This window comes from Microbacterium altimontanum, assembly GCF_058349865.2.
Window position 1 is genome coordinate 125,063 of record NZ_JBYRJB020000005.1, and the last position, 25,149, is coordinate 150,211.

Consider the following 25,149-nt stretch of genomic DNA (forward strand, 5'->3'; position numbering starts at 1 on the left):
CCCGCACCGGCGGAAGGTCGATTCGCGACAGGTGAGCGGTCCTGTGTGCGGGGGCGTGCGGCCGGGGTCGGTCGCGCACGGCAGGATGGAGCGGTGAGCGACCACGTCTTCATCGCCGGACCCGCCTCCTGGAACCGCATCGTCCTGCTCGACCGGCTGCCCGACCCGGTGCCGCACATGCAGTTCGCGCTCGCCGAGCACGAGACCATCGGCGGCACGTCTGCTGGCAAGGCGCTTGGACTCGCCGGACTCGGCCGTCGCACGGTGCTGTACGCGCTGCTCGGTGCGGACACCGACGGCGAACGGGTGGCGCATGCCCTGCGAGCGGGAGGCGTGGAGCTCATGACGGGCCCGACGAAGGCCACCGAGCGGCACCTCAACCTCATGACCCCGGCGGGGGAGCGGGTGTCGCTGTACCTGTCGGCGCCGGGCGAGGCGGAATCGGGCACGCCGGATGCGGCAGCCGCCGCGATGGCCGACGCCGCCGTCATCGTGCTCGACCTCGCCGCGGAGGCGCGCCGGCTGATCCCTGCGGCGCAGGCATCCGGCCGCCCGACCTGGACGGACGTGCACGACTACGACGGGGTCGCCGATTTCCAGCGGCCGTTCATCGCGGCGGCCGACGCCGTGTTCATGAACGCCGACGGCATCGGCGATCCGCTGCCGTTCCTGCACTCGGTGATCGACGGCGGGGCGTCGATCGCGGTCTGCACGCTGGGTGCCGACGGTGCCGTGGGAGTGGACGCGTCCGGCCGGGTGCACCGCGTCGCCGCGGAGCCGGTCGAGGTCGTCGACACCAACGGGGCGGGCGACGCCTTCATGGCCGGTGCGCTCGACGCCACCCTCGACGGCGCCGATCTGCCCGAGGCGCTCCAGGCCGGGGCGCGCCATGCGGCATCCGTCCTCACGACCCGGCACCTGCACCCGAGCCTGGACGCGGTCCTCAGCTGACGGATCCGCCCGACAGGAGCCGGAGCCAGGTCCCTGGGCGCCCTTCGACTCGGGACTTCGTCCCTCGCTCAGGAACCGCGCAGCGAACCCGCCAGGTCCCTGAGCCGCCCTTCGACTCGGGACTTCGTCCCTCGCTCAGGAACCGCGCAGCGAGTCGAAGGGCCGATCCCAGCCGCAACGTCGGATCAGGGGCGCGGCGCTGACCCGTCGCGGCGCGGCACCGGCCACGGCGTCGCATCCGGAGTCTCCGTTCGCTGTGGGGCGGGTTCCTGCATCTGGGGCACGTTCTGCGCGGTCTTCGCGGCGGAATCCGCCCCGAACGAGCGGCTCCCCGCCGGCAGCTGCAGCGCCACCTTCTTCTCGAGCACCTCGACGGCTTCGTCGGAGAGCGAGATCAGGCCGTCGAGCTCTTCCCGCACGCGCTTGTAGGCCACCTGGCGCTCGGCGGGAGTGGCAGCCTGATCCACCGCGACGCCGAGCAGCTGCTTCGCGGTGTCGAGCCGCTTGCGCTCCGCCGCCGAGAACGACGAGTCCTTGATTCGGCGCGCGTCGCGCTCGGCGACGTCGAAGGCGACCTCGTAATCGGTCACGGCGTTGCGGTACTCGTCGAGCTCCTCTTTCGTGACACGCTGGTCGGCCGACGCGGGCCGCAGCCGGTCGGCCACCTTCTTCGCGCGGAGGAACGCCGCCGTCAGCTCCTGGCGTCCGTCGCTCATGGCCGGGAACGCGATGAGCTTCGCGACATCCAGCTCGTAATCGAGCCACCGGGCGGTGACCTCGTCGTGCGCGGCGAACAGCCGCTGCAGGACCTCGGAGTGCGACGGCTCGACGGGCTGCGCCGTCCGTGCGGGTCGCTGCCGGGCCAGGGCGCGGGCCTCGGCCTGCGCCGACTTGATCTCGGCCTTCGCGCGCAGCGTCTCGAGCCGGCGCTCGTGGCGCGCCTTGGCGCTGCGCTCCCAGGTCTTCGCGGCGCCGCCGGCGACCCCCATGATGGGGAAGATCAGCCACCAGTAGTCGCCGAGGAACTTCAAGAAGTCCATCTGGCCATCGTACCCACGGGGCACTCGGCTGCAGCGGCGTTCACAGCGGACCAGTGGCCGGATGAGCGGGCAACGCGCTCCGGACGTGCGACGTCAGACCGACGGGAGACGCCAGCCCAACAGAGGCGCCAGCGAGGCGAAGATGTCAGCCGAACAGGAGCGCGAGCACCGTCGCGCCGCCGGCGACGAGGATGAGCGCGACGATGACCACCCATGCGGTCACCTTGATGCGCCGCTGCCGCTTCTCGCTCAGCAGACCGTATTCCTCGTCGTCCGACATGGTCTTCAGTCTAGAGCGCGGGCTCGACGACGGTCGGGCCGAACGCGGCCGGAAGCGTCGCGGACGACGTCGCGCGCAGCTCGGCGGCCGTCACGGTGAACAGCCCCTGCACCTCGAGACCGGCCTCCGCACCGGGCTGATCGGTCACGCCGATGCGCAGCACCGGGTAGCCGCGCCCGTCGCACAGCCCGCGGAACTTCACGTCCTCCTCGCGGGGGACCGTGACGATCACGCGCGCCGTCGACTCCGCGAACAGGGCGGATGCCGCATCCACCCCGTCGCGCTCGATGATCTCGTCGAGCCACACGCGGGCACCCACGCCGAAGCGCAGCACGCCCTCGGCGAGGGTCTGCGCGAGCCCGCCCTCCGACAGATCGTGCGCGCTGGAGATGAGGTTCTGATCGTTCGCCGCGTGCAGCAGCTGCGCGAGCCGCTTCTCGTTGTCGAGGTCGACCGCCGGCGGCCGGCCGCCGAGGTGGCCGTGCACCGTGGCCGCCCACGCCGAGCCGCTCAGTTCGGTCGCGGTCACGCCGAGCAGGTAGATGTTCTCGCCGGAGTCCTGCCAGCCGCTCGGCACGCGGTGGGCGACGTCGTCGATGATGCCCATCACGCCGACCACGGGGGTCGGGTGGATGGGCGTGTCGCCGGTCTGGTTGTAGAAGCTGACGTTCCCGCCCGTGACCGGGATGCCGAGCTCGAGGCATCCGTCCGCAAGCCCGTCGACCGCCTGCGAGAACTGCCACATCACCTCGGGGTTCTCGGGGCTGCCGAAGTTGAGGCAGTCGGTGACCGCGGCCGGCACCGCCCCTGTCACGGCGACGTTGCGGTACGCCTCGGCGAGGGCGAGCTTCGCGCCCTGGTACGGGTCGAGCTGGCAGTAGCGGCCGTTCGCGTCGGTCGCGATCGCGAAGCCGAGACCGGAGTTCTCGTCGACGCGGATCATGCCGGCATCGTCGGGGAACGCGAGGGCGGTGTTGCCGCCGACGTAGTAGTCGTACTGGTTCGTGATCCACGACGTGTCGGCGAGGTTCGGGCTCGCCACGAGCTGCAGGAACTGGGCGCGCAGCGTCTCGGGGTCGCTCGGACGCTCCAGGGCGCCGGCGGCATTCTGCTGCAGCGCGTCGATCCAGCTCGGGTAGGCGACGGGCCGCTCGTACACCGGTCCGTCGACGGCGACCGTGGAGGGGTCGACGTCGACGATCTGCTCGCCGTGCCAGAAGATCTGCAGCCGTCCGTCGCCGGTGACCTCGCCGAGCACGCTGGTCTCGACATCCCACTTGCCGGTGACGGCGAGGAACGCGTCGAGCTTCTCCGGAGCGACGATCGCCATCATCCGCTCCTGGCTCTCGCTCATGAGGATCTCCTCGGGCGTGAGCGTGGGGTCGCGCAGCAGCACGTTCTCGAGGTCGACGCGCATGCCCGATCCGCCGTTGGCGGCGAGCTCGCTCGTGGCGCACGAGATCCCCGCGGCGCCGAGGTCCTGGATCGCCTCGACGAGCTCGTCCCGGTACAGCTCGAGGCAGCACTCGATGAGCACCTTCTCGGCGAACGGGTCGCCGACCTGCACCGCCGGGCGCTTGGTGGGCCCTCCGGCGGCGAACGTGTCGGACGCGAGGATGGATGCGCCGCCGATGCCGTCGCCGCCGGTGCGGGCGCCGAACAGCACCACCTTGTTGCCGGCGCCGGAGGCGTTGGCGAGCTTGAGGTCCTCGTGCCGCATGACGCCGACGGCGAGGGCGTTCACGAGGGGGTTGGCCTGGTACACCGGGTCGAACACCGTCTCGCCGCCGATGTTGGGAAGGCCCAGGCAGTTGCCGTAGAACGAGATGCCGCCAACGACGCCGTGCACCACCCGCGCGGTGTCGGGGTCGTCGATGGCGCCGAACCGCAGCTGGTCCATGACGGCCACGGGGCGGGCGCCCATCGAGATGATGTCGCGGACGATGCCGCCGACGCCGGTCGCGGCGCCCTGGAACGGCTCGATGTAGCTCGGGTGGTTGTGGCTCTCGACCTTGAAGGTCACGGCCCAGCCCTCACCGATGTCGACGACGCCGGCGTTCTGGCCCATGCCGACCATGAGCCGTTCGCGCATCTGATCGGTGACCTTCTGGCCGAAGCGCTTGAGGTAGATCTTGCTCGACTTGTAGGAGCAGTGCTCGCTCCACATGACCGAGTACATCGCCAGTTCGCCGCTCGTGGGCCGGCGGCCGAGGATGACCTTGATCTGCTCGTACTCGTCGGGCTTCAGACCCAGTGCCGCGTACGGCTGCTCCTTCTCGGGAGTCGCGATCGCGTTCTCGACGGTGTCGGCGATGGGCGCCTTGGTGTGGGTGGTCATGCGGCTGAGCTCCAGAGGTCGCGCGGGCGCCGGACACGTCGATTCTAGTTGCTGGCCCTGTGCGGGCTCACCGCGGTCCGGGGTGCCCGGATGCGCTGGCCGGGTGCGCGCCGAAGGCGGAGACCTCGTGAAAGGCGGAGGGAAACTGCCCCGCGGCTCCGTCTTTCGTGAGATCTCCGCATGTTGTCGGCAGCCACCGCGGTCCAGTGGACTAGTCGCAAGCCCGCGCCGAACCTCCGGGGTCAGATCTGCGCGAGGGCGCCCTCGAGTGCGACCCACGCGAGCATCGCGCACTTGACCCGGGCGGTGTACTTCGAGACGCCGGAGAGGGCCGCGGCATCCTCGAACGTCTCCTCGTCGAGCTCCATCGCGCCGCGCGAGCGCAGCGCCTCGCGGAACCGCGCGATGAGGGCGGATGCGTCGTCTCGCGTGAGTTCTTCGCGTTCGGCGACGAGTGTGCTGAGCATCGAGGCCGACGCCTGCGAGATCGAGCAGCCCTCGCCGGTCCACGACACATCGCGGATGCGCTCGCCGTCCATGCGCACGCGGAGCGTGAGCTCGTCGCCGCAGATCGGGTTGCGCTCGTGATGGTCGGCGCTGGGCGCGCCGTCGGGGTCGAGCAGTCCGTCGCCGACACGGCGCTTCGCGTGGTCGAGGATCAGCTCCCGGTACAGATCGTCGAGGTCGCTCATCGGTCGGCCCCGAAGTAGCCGCGCACTTCGGCGACGGCGTCGAGCAGCGCGTCGATCTCGGCGTCCGTCGTGTAGACGCCGGCGCTCGCGCGCACCGAGGCCGTGATGCCCATGCGGCGGTGCAGCGGCTGCGCGCAGTGGTGGCCCACGCGCACGGCGATGCCGCGTGCGTCGAGGAACTGGCCCACGTCGTGGGCGTGCACGCCGGCGACGTCGAAGGCGCACAGGGCGATGCGCTCGGCGGTGGCCGCATCGCCGAGCAACCGGATGCCGTCGATGGCGCGGAGCCCGTCGCGCAGGCGCCGCTCGAGTTCGCGTTCCCGGCCGTGCACGGCCCCCATACCGAGGGCATCGAGATAGCGGACCGCCTCCGCGAACGCGATCGCCTGCGACACCGGCTGGGTACCGGCCTCGAACCTCTGCGGGGGCGGCAGGAACTCCGCACGGTCGAGCGTCACGGTGGTGACCATCGAGCCGCCGGTGAGGAACGGCGGCAGTGCATCGAGCACCTCGGCGCGGCCGTAGAGCGCGCCGACGCCGTAGGGGCCGAGCATCTTGTGCGCCGAGAACGCGGCGAGGTCGACGCCGAGGGCCGGCAGATCGAGTGGCAGGTGCGGCGCCGACTGACACGCATCCATCACCGTCAAGGCGCCGGCGGCGCGGGCCAGCGCGACGAGCTCGGCGACCGGGTTGACGATGCCCAGCACGTTCGAGACGTGCGCGAAGGCGACGACGCGGGTGCGGTCGCCGATGATCTCGGCCGCCGCGGTCATGTCGAGCGTGCCCTCGTCGCGCACGGGGATGTGGCGCAGCGTCGCCCCGGTGCGGGCGGCGAGCTGCTGCCACGGGATGAGGTTCGCGTGGTGCTCCGCCTCGGTCACGACGATCTCGTCGCCCTCGGTGAGGGCGTAGCGGGATGCGTCGCCTCGGCCCCGGTTGCCGAGGGAGTACGCCACGAGGTTCAGGGCCGCCGTCGCGCCCGGGGTCCAGACGAGCTCGTCGGGCGAGGCGCCGACGAAGCCGGCCACAGCGGCGCGGGCGTCTTCGAAGAGTTCGGTCGCCTCGGCGGCGAGCGTGTGGGCGCCGCGATGCACCGCAGAGTTGCCGCGCGTGAGGAAGGCGATCTCGGCGTCGAGGACCTGCTGCGGCTTCTGGCTCGTCGCCGCCGAGTCGAGGTAGACGAGCGGACGACCGCCGACCTGTTCACCCAGGATCGGGAAGTCTGCGCGCACCGCCGCGACGTCGAAGGTGCCGGTGTCGGCAAGGGAAGTCACGCCCTCCAGGCTACGCCGCAGAAAAGCCTTGACGGATGCCCCGACCGCGCGTAACGTACAACCAAATGGTTATACAACGTGAGCTCAGCGACGCGGAGGTGGACCGGATCTTCCGGGCCCTCGCCGATGCGACCCGGCGCGACATCCTGCGCCGCACGATCGGTGCGGAGCAGTCGGTGTCGGCGCTCGCAGCCGACTACGACATGTCGTTCGCGGCGGTGCAGAAGCATGTCGCTGTGCTCGAAGCCGCCCGTTTGATCGTCAAGCGGGCCGAGGGAAGGGAGCGACTCGTGCGCACCGATCCCGCGATGATCGCCCGGGCGCAGCAGCTGCTCGAGCGCTACCAGGACCTCTGGCGCCACCGCATCGACCGCATCGACGCGCTGCTCGCCGAGGACGCCGAGACACCACCGATCGAGCAGTAGCCCCGAAGAAGGAGCAGTCATGCCTGTCACCGACATCACCAGCGATCCCGAGAAGCTGACGATGAACATCGTCGCCGACTTCGCCGCCACCCCCGAGCGGGTGTGGCAGGTGTTCACCGATCCCCGGCAGCTCGAGCGGTTCTGGGGCCCTCCCGGCTGGCCGGCCACCTTCACCCGCTTCGACTTCGCCCCCGGCGGCCTCGCACAGTACGCGATGACCGGGCCGCGCGGTGAGACGTCGCGCGGCCGCTGGGAGTTCCTCAGCATCGACGAGCCGCGCTCGTTCGAAGTGCTCGACGGCTTCGCGGATGAGAACGGCGACCTCACCGACGCCATGCCCGCGATGCGGATGGTGTTCGCGTTCGAGCCCACCGAGACCGGCACGCGGCTCAACGGCGTCACGTACTTCGACTCGCTCGAGGCGCTCGAGAAGGCCGTCGGAATGGGAATGGTCGAGGGCACCCGCCAGGCCATGGGCCAGCTCGACGTCGTCCTCCAGGACCTGCGCGACTACGCCGCCGGCAAGGGCACGCAGGTCGAGGTGCTCGACGACCAGCACGTCCGCATCACTCGACTCATCGAGGGACCGCGCGAACTCGTCTGGCGGGCGCATCAGGAGCCCGACCTCATCAAGCGCTGGATGCTCGGCCCCGACGGATGGCGGATGACGGTGTGCGACGTCGACCCCACGCCGGGCGGCACCTACCGGTACGCGTGGGCACCCGATGAGGGCACCGCGGGCGAGCCGTTCGGGTTCGACGGCGAGACGCTGCTGAGCGACGCGCCCCGCCGCGCTGTGACGACCGAGCACATGACCGGCACCGACTTCCCGTCGACGATCAACGACCTTCAGCTGTACGAGGAGGACGGTGCGACGCTGCTCACCCTGATCATCGAATACCCGGATGCCGCGACCCGCGACATGGTTCTCGCCACCGGCATGGCCGACGGCATGGAGACCAGCTACCAGCGCCTCGAGCGCGAACTGCTGCCCGCCTGATCACGGAACAAGAGCGAAGGACGACGACATGACCGACACAACCATCGGCGCCCTGGCGACCCACGTCGTGGGCGACGCAGATGACGCCATCACCTACGACGTCCGCGGGGACCTCGCCGCCGCGACCGCGGAACGGCCCGCGCTGTTCCTGTTCGGCGCGCCGATGGATGCGTCGGGCTTCACCACGCTCGCGGGACTCTTCACCGACCGACCGGTGGTGACCTACGACCCGCGCGGCGCGGGTCGCAATCCCGTCGGCACCGCCGACATCACGGTCGAACAGCATGCCGACGACCTTCACCGGGTCATCTCCGCGCTGGGTGTCGGCCCCGTCGACGTGTTCGGGACGAGCGGCGGGGGCGTGAACCTGCTCGCGCTCCTCGCGACCCACCCGGACGACGTGCGGCGAGCGATCGCCCACGAACCGGCCACCGCAGTAGGTCTCCCCGACGAGGCCGCGGTGGTCCGGGTCGTGGCCGACCTGAAGCGCACGTACGCCGACCAGGGCGAGGGCGCGGCGATGGCGAAGTTCATCCGGTTCGTGATGTCCGAGGGCGAGGTCGGGGCGGACTACCTCGCCCAGCCCGCGCCCGACCCCGCGATGTTCGGCATGTCGCCCGACGACGACGGCATCCGCACGAATCCGCTGTTCCGCAATATGCCGTCGATCCTCGACCATCGACCGGATGCGGAAGCCCTGCGCGGGATGGGCGACCGGCTCGTGATCGGCGCGGGCGTCGAGTCCGGCGACACCATGCCGGCGCGCGCCGGCCGCGCCGTCGCGGCGGCCATCGGCATCCCGGTCACCGATTTCCCCAGCCACCACGGCGGCTTCACCGAGTCGCCCGGGATGCCGAGCGATCCGCCCGCATTCGCCGCCCGGCTGCGCGAGGTGCTCGGGTGAGTCGGCGTGCCGCGCACCCGGCGATGCCTAGGCCCTCGACCTCGCCCGAGGCTCGTAGGGCCGGCCCGCCCGCTCCTGACCGGGCAGCGGACGTGAGCGGCGACCGTAGATCAGCTCGGACGAGTCCAGCAGCCACGGCACGAGGGTGATCGTGACGCCGTGCACGAGCATGAGCTGCTGCGCCATGCGCCGCGCTCGCCGGTTGTGCAGGATGCCCTCCCACCAGTGCCCGACGATGTACTGCGGCAGGTACACGGTGATGACGCTCGACCCGTGCTCGGCGCGGTACTGAGTGATGAACTCGATGATCGGCCCGGCGTAGCTGCGGAACGGCGACTCGATCGTCACGAGCGGCACCGGCATCCCGTGCGCCTGCCAATCGCGCTGCAGCGCCGCCGACTCCTCCTTCGTCACGGCCACGTGCAGCGCGAGCGTCTTCGAGTGCTTGGCGGCCAGCGCATAGTCGAGCGCCTTCACGACGGGCTTTTGCAGCCGGTTCACGAGCACGATCGCCACATCGCCCTCGGCGCCGAAGTGCACCGTGTCGTCCATCCGGATCTCGTGCTCGACGTCGCGGTAATAGCGGTACACGCCCATCATGAGCGTGGCCAGGATCGGGATCGCGAGGAAGACGAGCCACGCGCCGTGCGTGAACTTCGTGATCGTGACGATCACGAGCACCGTGATCGTCAGCGTGGCGCCGAGGCTGTTGATGACGAGCCCCTTGCGGTAGCTGAAGGCCTGACGCCGCGCGGACTGCTGCGCCTGCGCCTCGTCGGGCAGTCCGCGGATGCGGCGCAGTCCGCGGATCCAGTGCCGGATCATCCCGATCTGCCCGAGTGAGAACGAGACGAACACGCCGATGATGTACAGCTGGATGAGGCTCGTCAGGTTCGCCTGGTAGACGAGCAGCACTCCGACCGCCGCGATGCCCAGCAGGATCATGCCGTTGGAGTAGACGAGGCGGTCGCCGCGGGTGTTCAGCGCCTTCGGTGCGTACCCGTCGCGCGCCAGCACGGCGCCGAGCAGCGGGAATCCGTTGAACGCGGTGTTCGCCGCCAGCAGCAGCACGCACGCGGTCGCGGCCTGAACGATGAAGAACGGGATGGAGCCCGTGCCGAACGTCGCGGCGGCGAGTTGCGCCATCAGGCTCGGCTGCGGCGACGATGTGCAGTCGAACCCGACGAGGTCGCACGGGTTCTCGGCGTACTGCACGTGCGCGATGAGAGCGAGGGCGACGAGACCCGCGAACATGAGGGCGGCGATCGCGCCCATCGTCGCGAGCGTCGTGCGGGCGTTGCGGATCTTGGGTTTGCGGAACGCCTGCACGCCGTTGGAGACGGCCTCGACGCCGGTGAGGGCCGAGCATCCGCTGGAGAACGCACGCAGCACGAGCAGGATCACCGCGGCCTGCGTCAGGCTCTGCGCGTGCAGGGAGTACTCCGCGCTCGACGCGACCGGCGCGGCGCCGAGCGCGGTGCGGGCGAGGCCGGTGACGACCATGACGCCGACCGAGCCGATGAAGACATAGGTGGGGATGGCGAATGCGCGCGACGCCTCGCGCACTCCGCGCAGGTTCATGAGGACGATCGCGAGGACGCATGCCACCGACAGCTCGACGCGCCACGAGTTCAGCGTGGGGATCGCGGAGATGATGTTGTCGACGCCGGATGCGGTGGACACGGCGACCGTGAGGACGTAGTCGACCAGCAGCGCCGAGGCGACCACGACGCCGGGCACCTCGCCGAGGTTGGTGCGGGCGACCTCGTAGTCGCCGCCGCCCGACGGGTAGGCGCGGATGAGCTGACGATAGGAGAGGACGATCACCGTCAGCAGCAGTACGACGGCCGCGGCGACCCAGGGTGCGAACGCGAGGAACGCGAGGCCGCCGGTGAGCAGGATCATCAGCATCTCCTGCGGCGCGTACGCGACCGAGCTGAGGGCGTCGGACGCGAAGATCGGCAGCGCCATGCGCTTGGGCAGCAGGTGCTCGTCGGCGTTCTGCGAGGCGAGCGGGTCGCCGATCAGGATGCGTTTGACCGCAGGGGATTCCGGGGTCGCGTCGCGACTCTCATTCGTCACGGCGGGCGACACTACGCCGGTCGGGCGGCAGTTGCAATCCGATGGACATCGGCGTGTCGCTCGGCGGCGGTCAGACGGCCGCGCGCTCGGCGCGGGGCCGTGCCGTCGTGCCGCGCACGACGAGTTCGAACGGGAGCTCGCCGGGCGCCGGCGAGCCGGAGCCGTGAAGCGCGGCGAGGATCGCCTCGGCCGCCCGCGAGCCCTGCTGCAGGGGGAACTGGTCGACGGTCGTGAGCTGGAAGAAGGTGCCCAGCTCATGCCCGTCGACGCCGACCACGGAGAGGTCCTCCGGCACGCGGAAGCCCAGCTCGCGTGCCGCCAGCAGCGCGCCGATCGCCATCTCGTCCGACGCGGCGAAGATCGCGGTGGGCTGGGTGCCCGGGCGTCCGAGCAGCTGCTTCGCGGCGCGGAACCCGCCCTCCATCGTGAAGTCGGCGGGTTCGAACAGCGTGGAGCGCACGTCCACGCCGGCCTCCTCGAGCGCCTGCTCGAAGCCCTGACGCCGCTGCGTCGGGATGTGGAAATCCAGGTCGAACTCGGGGCTCGCCCCGATGTGCGCGATGTCGCGGTGACCCAGCGCGAGGAGGTGCTGCGTGGCCAGGCGCGCCACCTGCACATTGTCGACGGTGAGCGTGACGAGACGGGGGTCGGGGCCGCCGATGGCGATGACGGGCATGTCGAGGGCCAGCAGGCGCTCGATCTCGGCATCGTCGAGCTCGATCGACACCGCGATGACCCCGTCGACACGCCGCCGGCGCAGCAGGGTGTCGAACATGCTGCGGCGCAGCTCGACGTCCTCCGCGAGGCTGTACAGCGTGAGGTCGTAGCCGTTCCGCATGAGTTCGGCCGACGTGCCGGAGAGCACCGTGCTGAAGAACCACCGCTTCTGGAACGGCACGAGCACCCCGATGTTGCGGGTGCGGCCCGACGCGAGGCTCGAGGCCGATGCCGACACGACATAGCCGAGCGTCGTCGCCGCAGTCTCGACCCGCTCCTTCGACGCATCCGACACGTGCCCGCGTCCGCTGAGGGCGCGCGAGACGGTCGCGGTGGACACACCGGCGAGTCGGGCCACCTCGTCGATGCTCACCATGGCATGTCCTTCCCGTCGCGCCGGAACGGGTTCCGGCTGGTCTCGATCAGGCGGTCTCGAGCCAGACCGTGGTGTCGGAGGGGAGCAGGTCGCCGTCGAGGGGGCCGCTCGCCAGGATGACGTGTCCCGCCGGGAGCGGCACAGCGGTGGGGCCGGTGTTCGCGACGACCGTCACATTCCCGTTCCGGAATGCGAGGATGTCGTCGGCGGGGGAGTCGGTCCACCCCAGGCCGCCCGTGCCGAGCGATCGGGCACGACGTTCGGCCAGCAGCCTCTTGTAAAGTGACAGGGTGGACGACGCATCCGCCGCCTCGACGTCGCGGGCGAGCTCAGCCCACTCCGGCGGCTGCGGGAGCCACGACCGGCCGGTCGCGTTGAAGCCGTAGGCGGGAGCGTCGGCGACCCAGGGAAGAGGGACCCGGCAGCCGTCACGGCCGTACCGCTCGTGGTTCGTGCGGAACCACGTCGGGTCCTGGCGGGCGTCGTCGGGGATGTCGATGACCTCGGGAAGCCCCAGCTCCTCGCCCTGGTAGAGATAGGCCGAGCCGGGGAGAGCGAGCATCAGGGTCGTCGCCGCGCGGGCGCGACGCAGGCCCAGCACCGGATCGGGCTGGCCCGGGGAGTCGGGGCCGATGCCGTGGCCCTGCGGGTTCTCGGCGGTGAGGGCCAGGCGGGATGCGTGGCGCACGACGTCGTGGTTCGAGAGCACCCAGGTGCTCGGCGCGCCGACGGCGCCGTAGTCGCGCAGCGACTCATCGATCACGGCGCGCAGAGCCGACGCATCCCAGTCCGTCTCCAGATACGCGAAGTTGAACGCCTGGTGCATCTCGCCCGGACGGACCCACTGGGCGGTCAGCGCGGGGGAGGGAAGCCAGGCCTCCGCGCAGAGGGCGCGGTCGCCGTCGTACTCGGCGAGCACCGCATTCCACTCCCGGTACACGTCGTGCACGCCCGGCTGACCCCAGTACGGCACGTTCGACTCGTCGCCGCCCATGGAGCCGCCGTCGGGCGAGGGGGTGTAGTCGGGCAGACCGTCCTTCTTCGCCAGGCCGTGCGCGACGTCGACACGGAAGCCGTCGGCGCCGCGGTCGAGCCAGAAGCGCAGGATGCGCACGAACTCGGCGCGCACCTCGGGGTTCGTCCAGTCGAAGTCGGGCTGCGACGAGTCGAACAGGTGCAGGTACCACTGGCCGGGCGTGCCGTCGGGCTCGGTGACGCGCGTCCACGCGGGGCCGCCGAAGACCGACTCCCAGTTGTTCGGCGGCAGCTCGCCGTGCTCGCCGCGTCCGTCGCGGAACAGGTAGCGTGCGCGCGCCGCGCTGCCGGGGAGGGCCTTCAGCGCCTCCTGGAACCAGGCGTGCTGGTCGGAGGAGTGGTTGGGCACGAGGTCGACGATCACACGGATGCCGCGCTCGTGCGCGGCGGCGAGCATGGCGTCGAAGTCGTCGAGCGTGCCGAACAGCGGATCGACGTCGCAGTAGTCCGCGACGTCGTACCCGGCGTCCTTCTGCGGGCTCGTCATGAACGGCGAGAGCCACAGCGCGTCCACGCCGAGCGCCTTCAGATCGTCGATGTGCGCAGTGATGCCCGGCAGATCGCCCATGCCGTCGCCGTTGCTGTCGGCGAACGACCGGGGGTAGATCTGGTAGATCACGGCCGAGCGCCACCACTCGGCGCCTTCGGTCGTGGGCAGGGCGAGGTCGACGTCGAGCACGGGGGAAGTCATGCGATCACTGTAGTGCAAGCGCTTACATTTGTCGTCGGCCAGGGCTTGCCCGGTGGGGCGCCGGAGCCGGATGGGAATCGTTGACGACGTCGGGCGGTTGATCGAGGCGTGACGGACATCGAATTCGGGTTGGACACGTTCGGCGGGGTCACCCGCGACGCCGAGGGCGCTCCCCTCCCGCATCCCCAGGTCATCCGCGACCTCGTCGACGACGCGGTGGTCGCCGACGAGCTCGGTCTCGACTTCTTCGGCGTGGGGGAGCACCACCGCCCCGACTTCGCGGTGTCGAGTCCGGAGATGGTACTGGCCGCCATCGCGTCGCGCACCGAGCGGCTGCGGCTGGGCTCCGCCGTGACGGTGCTCAGCTCCGACGACCCGGTGCGGGTGTTCGAGCGCTTCGCGACGCTCGACGCCGTGTCGAACGGCCGCGCGGAGATCGTGGCCGGTCGCGGCTCGTTCATCGAGTCGTTCCCGCTGTTCGGCTACGACCTGAACGACTACGAGGTGCTGTTCGACGAGAAGCTCGCGCTGCTGGCCGAGCTTCTCGCCGAGGAGCCGGTCACCTGGCAGGGCACCACTCGAGCGCCTCTGACTCAGCAGCGCGTCTTCCCGACGACCGCCGAGGGGATGAACGCGTGGGTCGGCGTGGGCGGCAGTCCCGAATCGGTGGTGCGGACCGCGAAATACGGATTCGGCCTGTTCCTCGCGATCATCGGTGGTCCGGCTGCGCGATTCGCCCCGTACATCGACCTGTTCGAGCGGGCTCAGGACGAGTTCGGCATCGAACACCGGCCGGTCGCGGTGCACTCGCCCGGTCTCGTGGCCGACACGGACGAGGAGGCACGCGCCATCGTCCACGACGGGTGGCTGGCGATGCGCACGCAGATGGGCCGCGAGCGAGGCTGGCCGCCGCCGTCACCGGGCGACTTCGAGCGCGAGATCGACAGCGGTGCGCTGTACGTCGGCGGTCCTGAGACGGTCGCGCGGAAGATCGTCCGCACGCTCCAGACGCTCACGGTCGACCGGTTCGACTTCAAATACGACCAACCGGTGCCGCACGCCGATCAGCTGCGTTCGATCACCCTGTACGGCGAGAAGGTCGTGCCGATGGTGAAGGACATGCTCGCCTGAGCCCGCCGACCCCGTCCGGGCCGCGGCGGGGCGGCGCGTACAGTGGACGGGTGTCCGACGAGCTTGACCGCGCCCAGAGTCTCATCCGCACGATCCCCGACTACCCCGAGCCCGGTGTGCTCTTCCGCGACATCACCCCGCTGCTGGCGGATGCTGCGGCCCTGCGGACGACGATCGACGCGATGATCGAGCCGTTCGCAGGCCGGTTCGACGTCGTCGCAGGCGTCGAGGCGCGGGGGTTCCTCCTCGCCGGTGCCGTCGCGATCGCCGCTGAGGTGGGCCTGATCCCGATCCGGAAGGCGGGCAAGCTGCCGCGGCCCGCGGCATCCGTCGACTATGCGCTGGAGTACGGCACCGCAACGATCGAGGTGCACGACGACGTCCGCCCCGGCATGCGCGTGCTGCTCGTCGACGACGTGCTCGCCACCGGCGGCACGCTGCGCGCCGCGCACGCGCTCATCGCAGAGCTGGACGGCACTGTCGTCGGCACGTCGGTGCTCATGGAGCTCACCGCCCTGGGCGGGCGCGACATCGTAGGCGACGTGCACAGCGTCTTCGCCGCGTAGGTCCTCTCCGGCGGCCGGTCCGATCGACCACACTGGGGTCATGCGTTCCCGCATCGCCGCATCCGCTCGCGCCACCGCCCTGCTCGTGACGGCCTGCGTGCTCACCGCATGCGCACCGGCCGCCGTCCCCCCGCCGAGCCGGACGCCGACGACGCCGATGCCGAGCGCGACCACGCCGACTCCCACTCCGGCGGATCCGATCGCCGACCTCACGCTCCCCGAGCGGGTCGGGCAGCTGTTCATGGTCGGTACGGGCACCGGTTCACCCGAACCCGGCGCGATCGAGGCGGTGACGACACGGCACGTCGGCGGCGTGTTCCTGCACAGCGGCACCCGGTCGAGCCTCGCCGCCACGCGCGCCCTCGTCGACCGGTTCACCGGGCTGACGCATCCCGACGGCATCCCGCTGTGGGTGGCGACCGACCAAGAGGGCGGCGATGTGCAGGTGCTCTCCGGCTCGGGCTTCACGCCCATCCCGTCGGCGCTGACGCAGGGCGAGCTGGCGCCCGCGACGCTGGAGGACGACGCGGCCGCATGGGGCGCGCAGCTCGTCGGCGCCGGCGTGGACCTCAACCTCGCTCCGGTCGCCGACATCGTGACGAGCCCCGACACCGCGGCGCAGAACAAGCCGATCGGCCTGCTTCACCGGCAGTATGGGTACGACGAGAAGAGCGTTGCGGCGGGAGCCGGGGCGTTCGCCGAGGGGATGCGGCGGGCCGGCGTCATGCCGACGTTCAAGCACTTCCCGGGGCTCGGCCGCACGTCCACCAACACCGACTTCGCCCCCGCCGTCGACACCGTGGTCGGCGTCGACTCGCCAGACGTGCAGGTCTACCGCACGCTGCTTGCGACGGGGCCCGCGCTCGTCATGGCGTCGACGGCCGTCTACAAGAAGATCGATCCGGCGGCTCCTGCCGCGTTCTCCCCGAAGGTCATCACGGACCTGCTGCGCGGCACGCTCGGCTTCGACGGCGTCGTCATCACCGACGACCTCTCGGCCGCGGCGGCCGTCGCCGGGTACTCCCCGGGCGGCCGGGCGATGAAGGCGATCGCGGCGGGCTGCGACATCGTGCTCGTCTCGAGCGGACCGCGGCTGCTGCCCAGCATGTACGACGCGGTGCTGACGCACGCGCGGAACGATCCGGCGTTCGCGCAGCAGGTCGACGACGCCGCGCGTCGGGTCGTCACCGCCAAGGAGGCGGGACTCCACGCGGGCGAGTGAGGACCCGCGTCAGGATGCCGGCAGCACGACGTTGAGCGGCGGCTCGCCGGCGAGCATCCGCTCGATCTGCGTGCGCACGAGCCGGGCGATGCGTGGCAGCATGGCGGTCGACGCTCCGCCGACGTGCGGGCTGATGAGCACTCCCGGCAGTTCCCACAGCGGGTGGTTGGCGGGCAGCGGCTCAGGGTCGACGACGTCGAGCGCCGCGCGGATCCGCCCCCGGCGGACATGGTCGACGAGCGCATCCGTATCGACGACCGGGCCGCGCCCGACGTTGACGAGGAGCGCACCGTCGGGCAGCAGCCCCAGCGCCTCGTCGTCGATCAGGCTCCGGGTCTCGTCGCCGCCGGGGAGCGCCGCGATCAGGAGCTCCGCCTGGGGGAGCAGCGTGGGAAGCTCATCGATGCCGTGGACGCGCACGCCCTCCTCGGTGCGGGCGCGGTGGGCGACCACGGTGAGCTCGACTTCGAAGGGCGCGAGGCGTGCCGCGATGGCCTTCCCGACTCCGCCGTAGCCGAGCAGCAGCACGCGACGGTCGGCGAGACTCTCGGCGAAGACGGGCGCCCAGCTGTGCTCATCCTGCGCCCGCACGAAGCCCGGGATCTGCCGTTGCGCGGCGATCGCGAGGCCGACCGCGAGTTCCGCCGTCGACGTCTCGTGCACGGTCGCCGCGTTCGCGAAGGCATGCCCGGGCGGAAGCTGCGTCACGACGTTCTCGTATCCGATCGACTGCCCCTGCACGAGGCGCGTCCTCACGTCGCGCAGGTATCCGAACCCGTCGCGCGGGTGGGACATGTACGGCGGGACGACGATGTCGATCTCGTCGCGCGGAGGGGGGCCGTCCATCGGCCAGACGAGCACCTCGACGTCGTCGATGGCGCCGAGATCGGCGGCGAGACGGTCGGTGGGCACGGTGACGACGAGACGGGCCATGCGCCCCACGCTACCTCCGGGTCAGGCGGTCTTGACCACGGTGAGCAGGATCGCCGAGTCCTCGACGGCTTCGACCGAGTGCCGCGCCTGCGGCACGATGAGGTGGTCGCCGGGCAGGCCCTCCCAGACGGTGTCTCCGGCGATCAGCCGGATGTGGCCGCTGATCACCTGCACCGTCGCCTCGCCGGGGTTGTTGTGCTCCTCGAGCCGCTGCTCGGCGAGCAGTGCGATGACGGTCTGGCGCAGGGCGTGCTCGTGCCCGCCGTAGACGGTCTTGGCGCTGCGACCGCTCGCCGCGCCGGCGGCCTGCGTGAGCTCCTGCCGGGCCTGTGCGATGAGAGAGATCTTCTGCGACACGGGTCACCTCCGTTCCGCTCAGTCAACCACGCTCCGGCGCGGTGCGCGCGTCGCGTCAGGCCGCGGCGCCGACGGCGGCGGCGATCGCGGAGGTGAAGAAGCCGAGTCCATCCACGCCCGACCGCATGGCCGCGGCGGTGTCGGGCCCGAATCCGGGCTCGACGGCGTGCTCGGGGTGCGGCATGAGCCCGACGACGTTGCCGCGCTCGTTCGTCAGCCCGGCGATGTCGTTCAGCGATCCGTTCGGGTTCACTCCCACGTAGCGGAACGCGACGAGCCCTTCGCCCTCGATGCGGTTCAGCGTCTCGCCATCGGCGATGTACCCACCCTCGCCGTTCTTCAGCGGGATGACGATCTCCTGCCCGTCGTCGAATGCCGTCGTCCATGCGGTGGCGGTGTTCTCGACGCGCAGCTTCTGATCGCGGCGCACGAACTGCTGGTTCGCGTTGCGGATGAGCCCGCCCGGCAGCAGGTGGGCCTCCACGAGCATCTGGAATCCGTTGCAGATGCCGAGCACGGGCATGCCGCGCTCGGCGGCATCCTTCACCTCCGACATGATCGGGCTCAGTGCCGCGATGGCACCCGAACGCAGGTAGTCGCCATAGCTGAAGCCGCCCGGCAGCACGAGCGCGTCGACGCCCTGCAGGTCGTGCGAGCCGTGCCACAGCGCGACCGGCTCGGCCCCCGCGACGGCGATCGCACGCTGCGCGTCGCGGTCGTCGAGCGACCCGGGGAACGTGATGACGCCGATGCGGGTGGTCATTCGACGACCTCGATGCCCACGACGTCTTCGATCACGCCGTTCGAGAGGATGTCGGCGGCGATCTTCTCGGCCTTGGCGAGCGTCTCGTCGTCGACCGGTCCGTCGACGGTGAGCTCGAAGCGCTTGCCGATGCGGACGGCGCTGAACGCCTCCTCGCCGATGCGTGCGAGGGCCCCGGCGACCGCCTTCCCCTGCGGATCGAGCAGCTCGGCCTTGGGCATGACGTCGACGACGATGGTGGGCATTCGAGGCTCCGGATGTCGCGGGTAGGGGTGCATGCCAAGTCTACGGTGCGTCGCCTGGGACGACGGCCGGGTGACGGCGCCCGCTGAATAGACTGCGGCCATGCCCACGCATCGCCGCGACCACCGGGGAAGGGACCGGATGCTCGACCCGCGCGTGATCGACCCCGATCAGGAGCTCGTCGACACGACCGGGATCGACGACGCCGAGATGACCCAGATCGTGCGCGTATGGCCGGGATGAGTCGCTGGCGCGACGCCGAGAGCGCGCTCAGCGCCCGCACGCGCGGAGACATGCGGCTCGGCGAGACCGACATGGAGGCGCTGCGCTATCTCGTCGCGGCGAAGCACGAGGGGCGGCTCGTCACGCCCGGCGCACTGGCCGAGCACCTCGGGATCTCGACGGCGTCGACCACCAAGCTGCTCGACCGCCTGGAACGCACCGGCCACATCGAGCGCGCGCCGCACCCCACCGACCGCCGCGCGCTCGTGGTGCGCATCACCGACCGCACGCACCGAGAGGTGCGTGACACGGTCGGCAAGACGCATGCCCAGCGCTTCGAGGTCGCGAAATCGCTGACGCCGCCGGAGCGGGAGATCGTCATCCGCTTCCTCGACGAGCTGAGCGCGTATGCGGAGGATGCGGGCTCCGCCGCTCCGCCGCACGACCATGCTCCTTGACCGGCGAACGTCAGCGTGCTGGCGTTGACGGCTATGGGAGCGCTCTCATAAGCTGGACGGCACGTGTGTCTATGCCTCGACCGTGGGCACAGTGAGAGGCTGAGGATGTCGTTCACCGCCACGCCCGCCACCGAGAGAGGACCGGCCACTATGACCGACAGCACTCGCCCCTTCCCGCAGAACTTCCTGTTCGGTGCTGCCACGGCTGCCTTCCAGATCGAGGGCGCCGCCCACGAGGACGGTCGCCGCGACTCGATCTGGGACGCGTTCTGCCGTGTACCCGGCGCGGTGCACGGCGGAGACGACGGCGATGTCGCGTGCGACCATTACCACCGCTACCGTGACGACGTCGCCCTCATGAAGCGGCTCGGACTGCAGACGTATCGGTTCTCGACGTCGTGGGCGCGGGTGCGCCCCGACGGCGGCGCGCTGAATCCGAAGGGCATCGACTTCTACTCGCGCCTCGTGGACGAGCTGCTCGGGGCCGGCATCCTGCCGTGGCTCACCCTGTACCACTGGGACCTCCCGCAGGCGCTGCAGGAGCAGGGAGGATGGACCGTCCGCTCCACCGCGGAGAGGTTCACGGAGTACGCACTCGACATGCATGATGCCCTGGGCGACCGCGTGAACGTGTGGACGACGCTGAACGAGCCGTGGTGCGCCTCCTTCCTCTCCTACACCGGGGGCGAGCACGCGCCAGGCCACACGAGCATCGAGGAGGGGCTGCTGGCCTCGCACCACCTCCTGCTCGCGCACGGGTCCACGATCCGGGCGCTGCGCGACCGCGACGCATCCCTCGATCTGGGTATCACGCTCAACCACACGGTCGCCGACCCCGCCGACCCCGCGGATCCTCGGGATCTCGACGCGGCGCGCCGTGTGGACGGGCAGTTCAACCGCTGGTTCCTCGACCCGATCTACCGCGCCAGTTATCCAGCCGACGTCGTGGAGGACATCCGCGCGGTGGATGCTGCAGCCGTGCGCACGTTCGAAGAGGCGATCCACGAGGGAGACCTGCAGACGATCGCCACCCCCATCGACACCCAGGGCGTGAACTACTACCACGGCGACCTCGTCTCGGCGACGGCGCCGGACCACCCGCCGGTCGTGAGCGCCCCGGCGACCACGCGCGCGGGGCGGAGCCCCTATCCGTCGGACGCCGGCATCCACGCCGTGGAGCGCGGACTGCGCCGCACGAGCCAGGGCTGGGAGGTGCAGCCCGAGGGCCTGACCCGGCTGCTGAGGCGACTGTCCGAGGAGGACGCGGGGCCCGCCGGCGTGAAGCTCTACGTCACGGAGAACGGTGCCGCCTACGACGACGTGGTCACCGACGGCGCGGTCCACGACACCGACCGTGCGGCGTTCGTTCGAGCGCACCTCGCGGCCGTGCTCGACGCGGTGGACGCCGGCGTGGACGTGCGCGGCTACTTCTATTGGTCGCTCATGGACAACTTCGAATGGGCGTGGGGATACGACAAGCGGTTTGGCATCGTCCGCGTCGACTACGAGACCCAGGAGCGCACGCTGAAGGACAGCGCGCTCGAGTACGCCCGGATCATCGCGGCGCGGTCGCTGGAGGAACCCGTCCCCGGCGCGGGCCGGTAGCATCCCGCTTGTGAAGCACGCGACGAACCAGGCGACCCGCGCGACGGTGACGATCGAAGAGGTCGCCGCGGCCGCCGGGGTGTCGCGCTCCACGGTTTCTCGCGTTGTGAACGGCTCGACCGCCGTGAGCCCGGCCGCGCTCGAAGCCGTGCAACGGGCGATCGCCGAGCTGAAATACGTGCCCAACCGCGCCGCGCGGTCGCTGGCGAGCCGGCAGACCCTCGCGATCGGGCTCGTCGTTCCCGAGGACACGACGCGGTTCTTCGGAGACCCGTTCTTCGCCGCCGTCGTGTCGGGGATCAACGAGCGGCTGGTCCAATCGGACTACGTGCTGAACCTGTTCATCGCGAGCGACGACCCGGGTCACAAGATGACCAGCTACATGCGCGGCGGCAACGTCGACGGCGCGATCATCGTGTCCCACCACACGAGCGACACGTTCATCGATCGCATCGCGGCGACCATGCCGGTCGTCTACGGCGGCCGTCCGGTGAACCATCGTGAAGGCGACCACTACGTCGACGTCGACAACATCGCCGGCGGCCGGGCGGCCACCGAGCATCTGATCTCTCGGGGGTGCCGCCGCATCGGCATGATCACCGGGCCCCTGACGATGCCGGCGGGCGTCGACCGGCTCGAGGGCTACCGGCAGGCGCTCACCGCCGCGGGGCTGGAGGAGGGGCCGATCGCCGATGGCGGCTTCACGTCCGACGGGGGAGCGCAGGCGATGCGAGACGTCCTCAGACGCGGCCCGGCGCCCGACGCGGTGTTCGTCGCCAGCGACCTGATGGCGCGCGGGGTGCTCACCGTGCTGGCCGGCGAGGGGCTGCGGGTGCCGGACGATGTCGCGGTGATCGGCTTCGACGACTCTCCCGTGGCCACGTCGGTGACGCCGGCCCTGACGACCATGCGGCAGCCGTCGTTCGAGCAGGGCCAGACGATGGCGAACGTGCTGCTCGACATCCTCGCCGGCGCCCACCCGCCGCGGGAGACGATCCTGTCGGCCGAGCTCGTGGTCCGCGCCTCGGCCTGACCCGTCAGCCGACCGTCGCGAGCAGGGCGTTGTTCCAGGGGTCGTCGAAGCTCAGCGTGCGGCCGTCGTCTCGGACGGCGAACCCGTGGTCGCGGAGCCGCTCGTGCAAGGCCCCGAGCGCGTCGGCATCGGGGAGGGCGAGGTCGATGCGGCCGAGCCCGAGGGCGGGCATGCGGGGGCCCGCGCCGCGTGACTCCCAGACGTTCATCGCCATGTGGTGGTGATAGCCGCCGGCGCTGACGAACAGGGCCGTGTCGCCCAGGCTCGCGGTGGTGTCGAAGCCGAGCGCGTCGACATAGAAGGCCCTGGCCGTGGCGACATCCCCGACCGAGAGATGGACGTGGCCGACGGATGCCGCATCCCGCGCCGTGGAACCCGCCAGCGCATCATCGGTGAGGTGTGCCCGCAGGAACGCGTTCGGGTCGAGGAAGATCGTGGCCATCTCGACCTGCCCGTGTGTCCATGACCACTCGGTGCGCGCGCGATCGGTGTACAGCTCGACGCCGTTGCCCTCCGGGTCGGTGAAGTAGAACGCCTCGCTGACGAGGTGATCCGCACTGCCGGTGAACGTGCCAGGGGCGTGCCGTGCCACCGAGTACAGCGCCGCGGCGAGGGCGGTGCGTGATTCGAAGAGGAGGGCGGTGTGGTAGAGCCCGGCTGCGCCGGCGGGGGCGTGCCGCAGCGCGGGCTCGTAGCGCAGGATCACGAGGGGGCGGCCGGCGCGGCCCAGGGTCACCGTCTCGCCGTCGGCATCCTGCACCTGAAGGGTCACGGCGTCGCGGTAGTAGGCCGTCATCGCGTCGAGGTCGGCGACGAGCAGCGTCACCGCGCCCATCGACGTGGCGGCGGCGATCCGGTCGGGCGTCGTATTCACATGCATGTACAACGCCGGATCCGCCGCCGCGATTCCCCCGGTTCAGACGTGGTCGTTCGCGACCGGTCCGCCCTCGCCCTCCCAGGTGTGCAGGCGCCTCACCTTCGACGCGTTGAACTTGCGGCGCACTCCGGCGCCGCCTGCCTCGTCGTCGGCGATGAACACGACGCCGTGCGCGGCGAGCGCTTCGCGGAGGCGCTGCTGGTCGTCGGTGCGCAGTTCCCGGTTGCCGCGCTCGAAATCGCGGAGGTCGTGCTTCGCGATGCCGGCTTCCACTGCAAGGTGCTTTGCGGAGACCCGGCTGAGGGCGCGCGCCGCACGTGCGATCTCGGGCGCGAGGATCTCGTCGGTGGCCATGGCTTCACCATGCCACGCCTGGGCCGGGGTGGCCAGTCCGGCCGCTTCCGTTGACCAGTTCGGCCGCTTCGTCGTCTCTGCCGGGCCGGCCCGGCCTCGGGAGCTGGCCGGTCCAGCTGCTGCCCGGGTTGCTGGTCCCGCTACTCCGGATCGCCGCCCAGCGGGCCGACGGCGGGGATCGGGCCGCCATCGTCGGCGCCGGTCTTGCGCCAGCGCGCGATCGCGTTGCCGAGGTGGTAGACCACCAGCGCCGCCGCCGCGCCCAGCACGATGCCGTTCAGCTGGAACGCTCCCCAGCCCATCGTGAAGTTCGCGATCGCGATCACCAGCGCCACCGCTCCGGTGTACTGGTTGACCGGGCGCGAGAAGTCGACGCGGTTGTCGACCCAGATCTTGATGCCGATGATGCCGATCAGGCCGTACAGCGCTGTGGTCGCGCCGCCGAGCACTCCCGCCGGGATCGTATTGAACAGCGCGCCGATCTTCGGCGACAGGGCCAGCAGAATGGCCACGATGCCGGCGACCCAGTACGCGGCGGTCGAGTACACGCGGGTCGCGGCCATGACGCCGATGTTCTCGCCGTACGTCGTGGTGCCCGAGCCGCCGAAGACACCGGCGAGCGTCGTTGAGGCGCCGTCGGCGATGAGGGCCTTGCCGGTCTGCTTGTTCACGGACTTGTCGGTCATGGTGGCGACGGCACGCACGTGACCGACGTTCTCCGCGATGAGCACGAGCACAACGGGCAGGAACATCGCGATCGCGCCCCACGTGCCGGGTGCGGTGAAGTTCGCGAGGTGGAATTCCGGCAGGCCGACCCAAGCCGCGTCGTTCACGGCCTTCCAGTCGATCTGATCCTGGAAGCCGGCGGCGACGTACCCGACGACGACGCCGAGGAAGATCGAGATCCGCCCGAGGAATCCGCGGAACAGCACCGAGAACAGGATGACCGCGACCAGCGTGATCGTCGCCGTCAGCGGCTGCTTCTGCACGTTGCCCCACGCCGCCGGCGCGAGGTTCAAGCCGATCAGCGCGACGATGGCGCCGGCGACCACCGGCGGCATGAAGCGATCGACCCAGCCGACGCCGACGAACTGCACGACGAAGCCGATGATCGCCAGCAGCACGCCGACGGCCACGATGCCGGCGAGAGCGGTGCCCATGCCGCTGGATGCCGTGGCCGCCGTCACCGGGGCGATGAACGCGAACGACGACCCGAGGTAGCTCGGGAGCTTGTTGCGCGTGACCAGGAGGAACAGGATCGTCCCGATGCCCGAGAACAGGAGTGTCGTCGAGACCGGGAACCCTGTGAGGATCGGGACGAGGAACGTCGCTCCGAACATCGCGACGACGTGCTGTGCGCCGATCGCGATCGTCGCGGGCCAGCTCAGGCGTTCGCCGGGGTGCACGACGTCGCCGGGGGCCACGGTGCGGCCGTTTCCGTGCAGGGTCCAGAGGGGCATGCGGTCTCCAGGGGGTGGAATCGGCGACCTGATGCCGCCGTGACGACTTTACCTGGGAGCGTCCTGTGAGCAGTGCCGCTGCGGCCTGGAAGGGATGCGCGCAGCGCCGGCACACCTCCC

The 25,149-nt window shown here is 70.7% G+C and carries 26 protein-coding genes; 11 read left to right on the forward strand and 15 right to left on the reverse strand.

The annotated features are described in order from the left end of the window. Positions 1–93 precede the first annotated feature (93 nt). A complete protein-coding gene (locus tag AC3RX1_RS10180) occupies positions 94–951 on the forward strand; it encodes a carbohydrate kinase family protein (RefSeq protein ID WP_491501121.1) in 858 nt (285 codons plus the stop codon). A gap of 185 nt (positions 952–1,136) precedes the next feature. On the opposite strand, the gene AC3RX1_RS10185 is transcribed toward AC3RX1_RS10180, so the two are convergent. The 5 genes from AC3RX1_RS10185 to AC3RX1_RS10205 form a co-directional block, all read right to left on the reverse strand. Continuing rightward, positions 1,137–1,991 carry a hypothetical protein gene (locus AC3RX1_RS10185; RefSeq protein WP_491501122.1) on the reverse strand — a complete coding sequence of 285 codons (855 nt, stop codon included), beginning with the start codon at positions 1,989–1,991 and terminating at the stop codon, positions 1,137–1,139. Between the two features lie 145 nt (positions 1,992–2,136). Further along, the gene (locus AC3RX1_RS10190; protein ID WP_491501123.1) at positions 2,137–2,271 is read right to left on the reverse strand and encodes a hypothetical protein; all 135 of its coding nucleotides are present in this window, start codon (positions 2,269–2,271) and stop codon (positions 2,137–2,139) included. A gap of 10 nt (positions 2,272–2,281) precedes the next feature. Next, entirely contained in the window at positions 2,282–4,609 is a 2,328-nt protein-coding gene (gene purL, locus AC3RX1_RS10195; RefSeq protein WP_491501124.1) for a phosphoribosylformylglycinamidine synthase subunit PurL, read from the reverse strand. Positions 4,610–4,851: 242 nt separating this feature from the next. Beyond that, positions 4,852–5,301, reverse strand: coding sequence for a Fe-S cluster assembly sulfur transfer protein SufU (sufU, locus tag AC3RX1_RS10200; protein WP_491501125.1), 450 nt, complete (start codon positions 5,299–5,301; stop codon positions 4,852–4,854). Beyond that, positions 5,298–6,575 (reverse strand): SufS family cysteine desulfurase, encoded by a 1,278-nt coding sequence (locus AC3RX1_RS10205; RefSeq protein ID WP_491501126.1) that lies wholly within the window; start codon positions 6,573–6,575, stop codon positions 5,298–5,300. Before AC3RX1_RS10205 ends, sufU begins: the two co-directional genes overlap by 4 nt. A 65-nt stretch (positions 6,576–6,640) precedes the next feature. Between AC3RX1_RS10205 and AC3RX1_RS10210 the strand changes: the two genes are divergently transcribed. Genes AC3RX1_RS10210 through AC3RX1_RS10220 form a run of 3 tightly spaced genes read left to right on the forward strand, consistent with a single transcriptional unit; the run spans position 6,641 to position 8,904 of the window. Continuing rightward, positions 6,641–7,000: an ArsR/SmtB family transcription factor gene (locus tag AC3RX1_RS10210; protein ID WP_491501127.1), complete on the forward strand. Its 360-nt coding sequence runs from the start codon at positions 6,641–6,643 to the stop codon at positions 6,998–7,000. A gap of 19 nt (positions 7,001–7,019) precedes the next feature. Next, positions 7,020–8,000 carry an SRPBCC family protein gene (locus tag AC3RX1_RS10215; RefSeq protein ID WP_491501128.1) on the forward strand — a complete coding sequence of 327 codons (981 nt, stop codon included), beginning with the start codon at positions 7,020–7,022 and terminating at the stop codon, positions 7,998–8,000. A gap of 28 nt (positions 8,001–8,028) precedes the next feature. After that, the gene (locus tag AC3RX1_RS10220) at positions 8,029–8,904 is read left to right on the forward strand and encodes an alpha/beta fold hydrolase (RefSeq protein ID WP_491501129.1); all 876 of its coding nucleotides are present in this window, start codon (positions 8,029–8,031) and stop codon (positions 8,902–8,904) included. 27 nt (positions 8,905–8,931) lie between these two features. On the opposite strand, the gene AC3RX1_RS10225 is transcribed toward AC3RX1_RS10220, so the two are convergent. The 3 genes from AC3RX1_RS10225 to AC3RX1_RS10235 are packed head-to-tail and all read right to left on the reverse strand — an operon-like array spanning position 8,932 to position 13,805. After that, a complete protein-coding gene (locus AC3RX1_RS10225; RefSeq protein ID WP_491501130.1) occupies positions 8,932–10,998 on the reverse strand; it encodes an APC family permease in 2,067 nt (688 codons plus the stop codon). Between the two features lie 58 nt (positions 10,999–11,056). Continuing rightward, complete coding sequence (locus AC3RX1_RS10230) at positions 11,057–12,079, reverse strand: LacI family DNA-binding transcriptional regulator (RefSeq protein ID WP_491501131.1); 1,023 nt, start codon at positions 12,077–12,079, stop codon at positions 11,057–11,059. A 46-nt stretch (positions 12,080–12,125) separates the two neighbouring features. Continuing rightward, positions 12,126–13,805 carry a glycoside hydrolase family 13 protein gene (locus tag AC3RX1_RS10235; protein WP_491501132.1) on the reverse strand — a complete coding sequence of 560 codons (1,680 nt, stop codon included), beginning with the start codon at positions 13,803–13,805 and terminating at the stop codon, positions 12,126–12,128. A gap of 108 nt (positions 13,806–13,913) precedes the next feature. On the opposite strand from AC3RX1_RS10235, the gene AC3RX1_RS10240 reads away from it, so the two are divergent. Genes AC3RX1_RS10240 through AC3RX1_RS10250 form a run of 3 tightly spaced genes read left to right on the forward strand, consistent with a single transcriptional unit; the run spans position 13,914 to position 16,724 of the window. Further along, the gene (locus tag AC3RX1_RS10240) at positions 13,914–14,936 is read left to right on the forward strand and encodes an Atu2307/SP_0267 family LLM class monooxygenase (protein WP_491501133.1); all 1,023 of its coding nucleotides are present in this window, start codon (positions 13,914–13,916) and stop codon (positions 14,934–14,936) included. 50 nt (positions 14,937–14,986) lie between these two features. Next, positions 14,987–15,502, forward strand: a complete 516-nt coding sequence (locus AC3RX1_RS10245) for an adenine phosphoribosyltransferase (RefSeq protein WP_491501134.1) — start codon at positions 14,987–14,989, stop codon at positions 15,500–15,502. A gap of 40 nt (positions 15,503–15,542) precedes the next feature. Further along, complete coding sequence (locus tag AC3RX1_RS10250) at positions 15,543–16,724, forward strand: glycoside hydrolase family 3 N-terminal domain-containing protein (RefSeq protein ID WP_491501135.1); 1,182 nt, start codon at positions 15,543–15,545, stop codon at positions 16,722–16,724. A gap of 9 nt (positions 16,725–16,733) precedes the next feature. Here the strand turns inward: AC3RX1_RS10250 and AC3RX1_RS10255 are convergent, their stop codons facing one another. Genes AC3RX1_RS10255 through AC3RX1_RS10270 form a run of 4 tightly spaced genes read right to left on the reverse strand, consistent with a single transcriptional unit; the run spans position 16,734 to position 19,022 of the window. Further along, a complete protein-coding gene (locus AC3RX1_RS10255; RefSeq protein WP_491501136.1) occupies positions 16,734–17,657 on the reverse strand; it encodes a 2-hydroxyacid dehydrogenase in 924 nt (307 codons plus the stop codon). Positions 17,658–17,678: 21 nt separating this feature from the next. After that, a complete protein-coding gene (locus AC3RX1_RS10260; RefSeq protein ID WP_491501137.1) occupies positions 17,679–18,014 on the reverse strand; it encodes a cupin domain-containing protein in 336 nt (111 codons plus the stop codon). Positions 18,015–18,069: 55 nt separating this feature from the next. Further along, a complete protein-coding gene (gene purQ, locus AC3RX1_RS10265; RefSeq protein WP_491501138.1) occupies positions 18,070–18,777 on the reverse strand; it encodes a phosphoribosylformylglycinamidine synthase subunit PurQ in 708 nt (235 codons plus the stop codon). Then, positions 18,774–19,022, reverse strand: coding sequence for a phosphoribosylformylglycinamidine synthase subunit PurS (locus tag AC3RX1_RS10270; RefSeq protein ID WP_491501139.1), 249 nt, complete (start codon positions 19,020–19,022; stop codon positions 18,774–18,776). The genes purQ and AC3RX1_RS10270 overlap by 4 nt, the downstream gene beginning before the upstream one ends. Before the next feature lie 100 nt (positions 19,023–19,122). Here AC3RX1_RS10270 and AC3RX1_RS10275 point away from each other — a divergent pair, with 100 nt between their 5' ends. From AC3RX1_RS10275 to AC3RX1_RS10290, 4 genes are all read left to right on the forward strand, one after another. Further along, the gene (locus tag AC3RX1_RS10275) at positions 19,123–19,263 is read left to right on the forward strand and encodes a hypothetical protein (RefSeq protein WP_491501140.1); all 141 of its coding nucleotides are present in this window, start codon (positions 19,123–19,125) and stop codon (positions 19,261–19,263) included. Then, positions 19,251–19,700 carry a MarR family winged helix-turn-helix transcriptional regulator gene (locus AC3RX1_RS10280; RefSeq protein WP_491501141.1) on the forward strand — a complete coding sequence of 150 codons (450 nt, stop codon included), beginning with the start codon at positions 19,251–19,253 and terminating at the stop codon, positions 19,698–19,700. The genes AC3RX1_RS10275 and AC3RX1_RS10280 overlap by 13 nt, the downstream gene beginning before the upstream one ends. A 150-nt stretch (positions 19,701–19,850) precedes the next feature. Continuing rightward, positions 19,851–21,305, forward strand: a complete 1,455-nt coding sequence (locus AC3RX1_RS10285; protein ID WP_491501142.1) for a GH1 family beta-glucosidase — start codon at positions 19,851–19,853, stop codon at positions 21,303–21,305. A 10-nt stretch (positions 21,306–21,315) separates the two neighbouring features. Next, positions 21,316–22,338 (forward strand): LacI family DNA-binding transcriptional regulator, encoded by a 1,023-nt coding sequence (locus tag AC3RX1_RS10290; RefSeq protein WP_491501143.1) that lies wholly within the window; start codon positions 21,316–21,318, stop codon positions 22,336–22,338. Positions 22,339–22,342: 4 nt separating this feature from the next. Here AC3RX1_RS10290 and AC3RX1_RS10295 read toward each other — a convergent pair whose 3' ends face one another. From AC3RX1_RS10295 to AC3RX1_RS10305, 3 genes are all read right to left on the reverse strand, one after another. After that, positions 22,343–23,218 (reverse strand): VOC family protein, encoded by an 876-nt coding sequence (locus AC3RX1_RS10295; protein WP_491501144.1) that lies wholly within the window; start codon positions 23,216–23,218, stop codon positions 22,343–22,345. A gap of 36 nt (positions 23,219–23,254) precedes the next feature. Continuing rightward, positions 23,255–23,569 carry a helix-turn-helix domain-containing protein gene (locus AC3RX1_RS10300; RefSeq protein ID WP_491501145.1) on the reverse strand — a complete coding sequence of 105 codons (315 nt, stop codon included), beginning with the start codon at positions 23,567–23,569 and terminating at the stop codon, positions 23,255–23,257. Between the two features lie 140 nt (positions 23,570–23,709). Then, a complete protein-coding gene (locus AC3RX1_RS10305) occupies positions 23,710–25,029 on the reverse strand; it encodes a uracil-xanthine permease family protein (RefSeq protein WP_491501146.1) in 1,320 nt (439 codons plus the stop codon). Positions 25,030–25,149: the final 120 nt, after the last annotated feature.

Bases quoted from the DNA above. Each gene is read 5' to 3' on its own strand.
- AC3RX1_RS10215 (WP_491501128.1), top strand. From the start codon at position 7,020: ATGCCTGTCACCGACATCACCAGCGATCCCGAGAAGCTGACGATGAAC.
- AC3RX1_RS10300 (WP_491501145.1), bottom strand. From the start codon at position 23,569: ATGGCCACCGACGAGATCCTCGCGCCCGAGATCGCACGTGCGGCGCGC.
- AC3RX1_RS10295 (WP_491501144.1), bottom strand. From the start codon at position 23,218: ATGCATGTGAATACGACGCCCGACCGGATCGCCGCCGCCACGTCGATG.
- sufU (WP_491501125.1), bottom strand. From the start codon at position 5,301: ATGAGCGACCTCGACGATCTGTACCGGGAGCTGATCCTCGACCACGCG.
- AC3RX1_RS10250 (WP_491501135.1), top strand. From the start codon at position 15,543: ATGCGTTCCCGCATCGCCGCATCCGCTCGCGCCACCGCCCTGCTCGTG.
- AC3RX1_RS10285 (WP_491501142.1), top strand. From the start codon at position 19,851: ATGACCGACAGCACTCGCCCCTTCCCGCAGAACTTCCTGTTCGGTGCT.
- AC3RX1_RS10255 (WP_491501136.1), bottom strand. From the start codon at position 17,657: ATGGCCCGTCTCGTCGTCACCGTGCCCACCGACCGTCTCGCCGCCGAT.
- AC3RX1_RS10185 (WP_491501122.1), bottom strand. From the start codon at position 1,991: ATGGACTTCTTGAAGTTCCTCGGCGACTACTGGTGGCTGATCTTCCCC.
- purQ (WP_491501138.1), bottom strand. From the start codon at position 18,777: ATGACCACCCGCATCGGCGTCATCACGTTCCCCGGGTCGCTCGACGAC.
- purL (WP_491501124.1), bottom strand. From the start codon at position 4,609: ATGACCACCCACACCAAGGCGCCCATCGCCGACACCGTCGAGAACGCG.
- AC3RX1_RS10270 (WP_491501139.1), bottom strand. From the start codon at position 19,022: ATGCCCACCATCGTCGTCGACGTCATGCCCAAGGCCGAGCTGCTCGAT.
- AC3RX1_RS10280 (WP_491501141.1), top strand. From the start codon at position 19,251: ATGGCCGGGATGAGTCGCTGGCGCGACGCCGAGAGCGCGCTCAGCGCC.
- AC3RX1_RS10210 (WP_491501127.1), top strand. From the start codon at position 6,641: ATGGTTATACAACGTGAGCTCAGCGACGCGGAGGTGGACCGGATCTTC.
- AC3RX1_RS10190 (WP_491501123.1), bottom strand. From the start codon at position 2,271: ATGTCGGACGACGAGGAATACGGTCTGCTGAGCGAGAAGCGGCAGCGG.
- AC3RX1_RS10305 (WP_491501146.1), bottom strand. From the start codon at position 25,029: ATGCCCCTCTGGACCCTGCACGGAAACGGCCGCACCGTGGCCCCCGGC.
- AC3RX1_RS10220 (WP_491501129.1), top strand. From the start codon at position 8,029: ATGACCGACACAACCATCGGCGCCCTGGCGACCCACGTCGTGGGCGAC.
- AC3RX1_RS10235 (WP_491501132.1), bottom strand. From the start codon at position 13,805: ATGACTTCCCCCGTGCTCGACGTCGACCTCGCCCTGCCCACGACCGAA.
- AC3RX1_RS10275 (WP_491501140.1), top strand. From the start codon at position 19,123: ATGCCCACGCATCGCCGCGACCACCGGGGAAGGGACCGGATGCTCGAC.
- AC3RX1_RS10230 (WP_491501131.1), bottom strand. From the start codon at position 12,079: ATGGTGAGCATCGACGAGGTGGCCCGACTCGCCGGTGTGTCCACCGCG.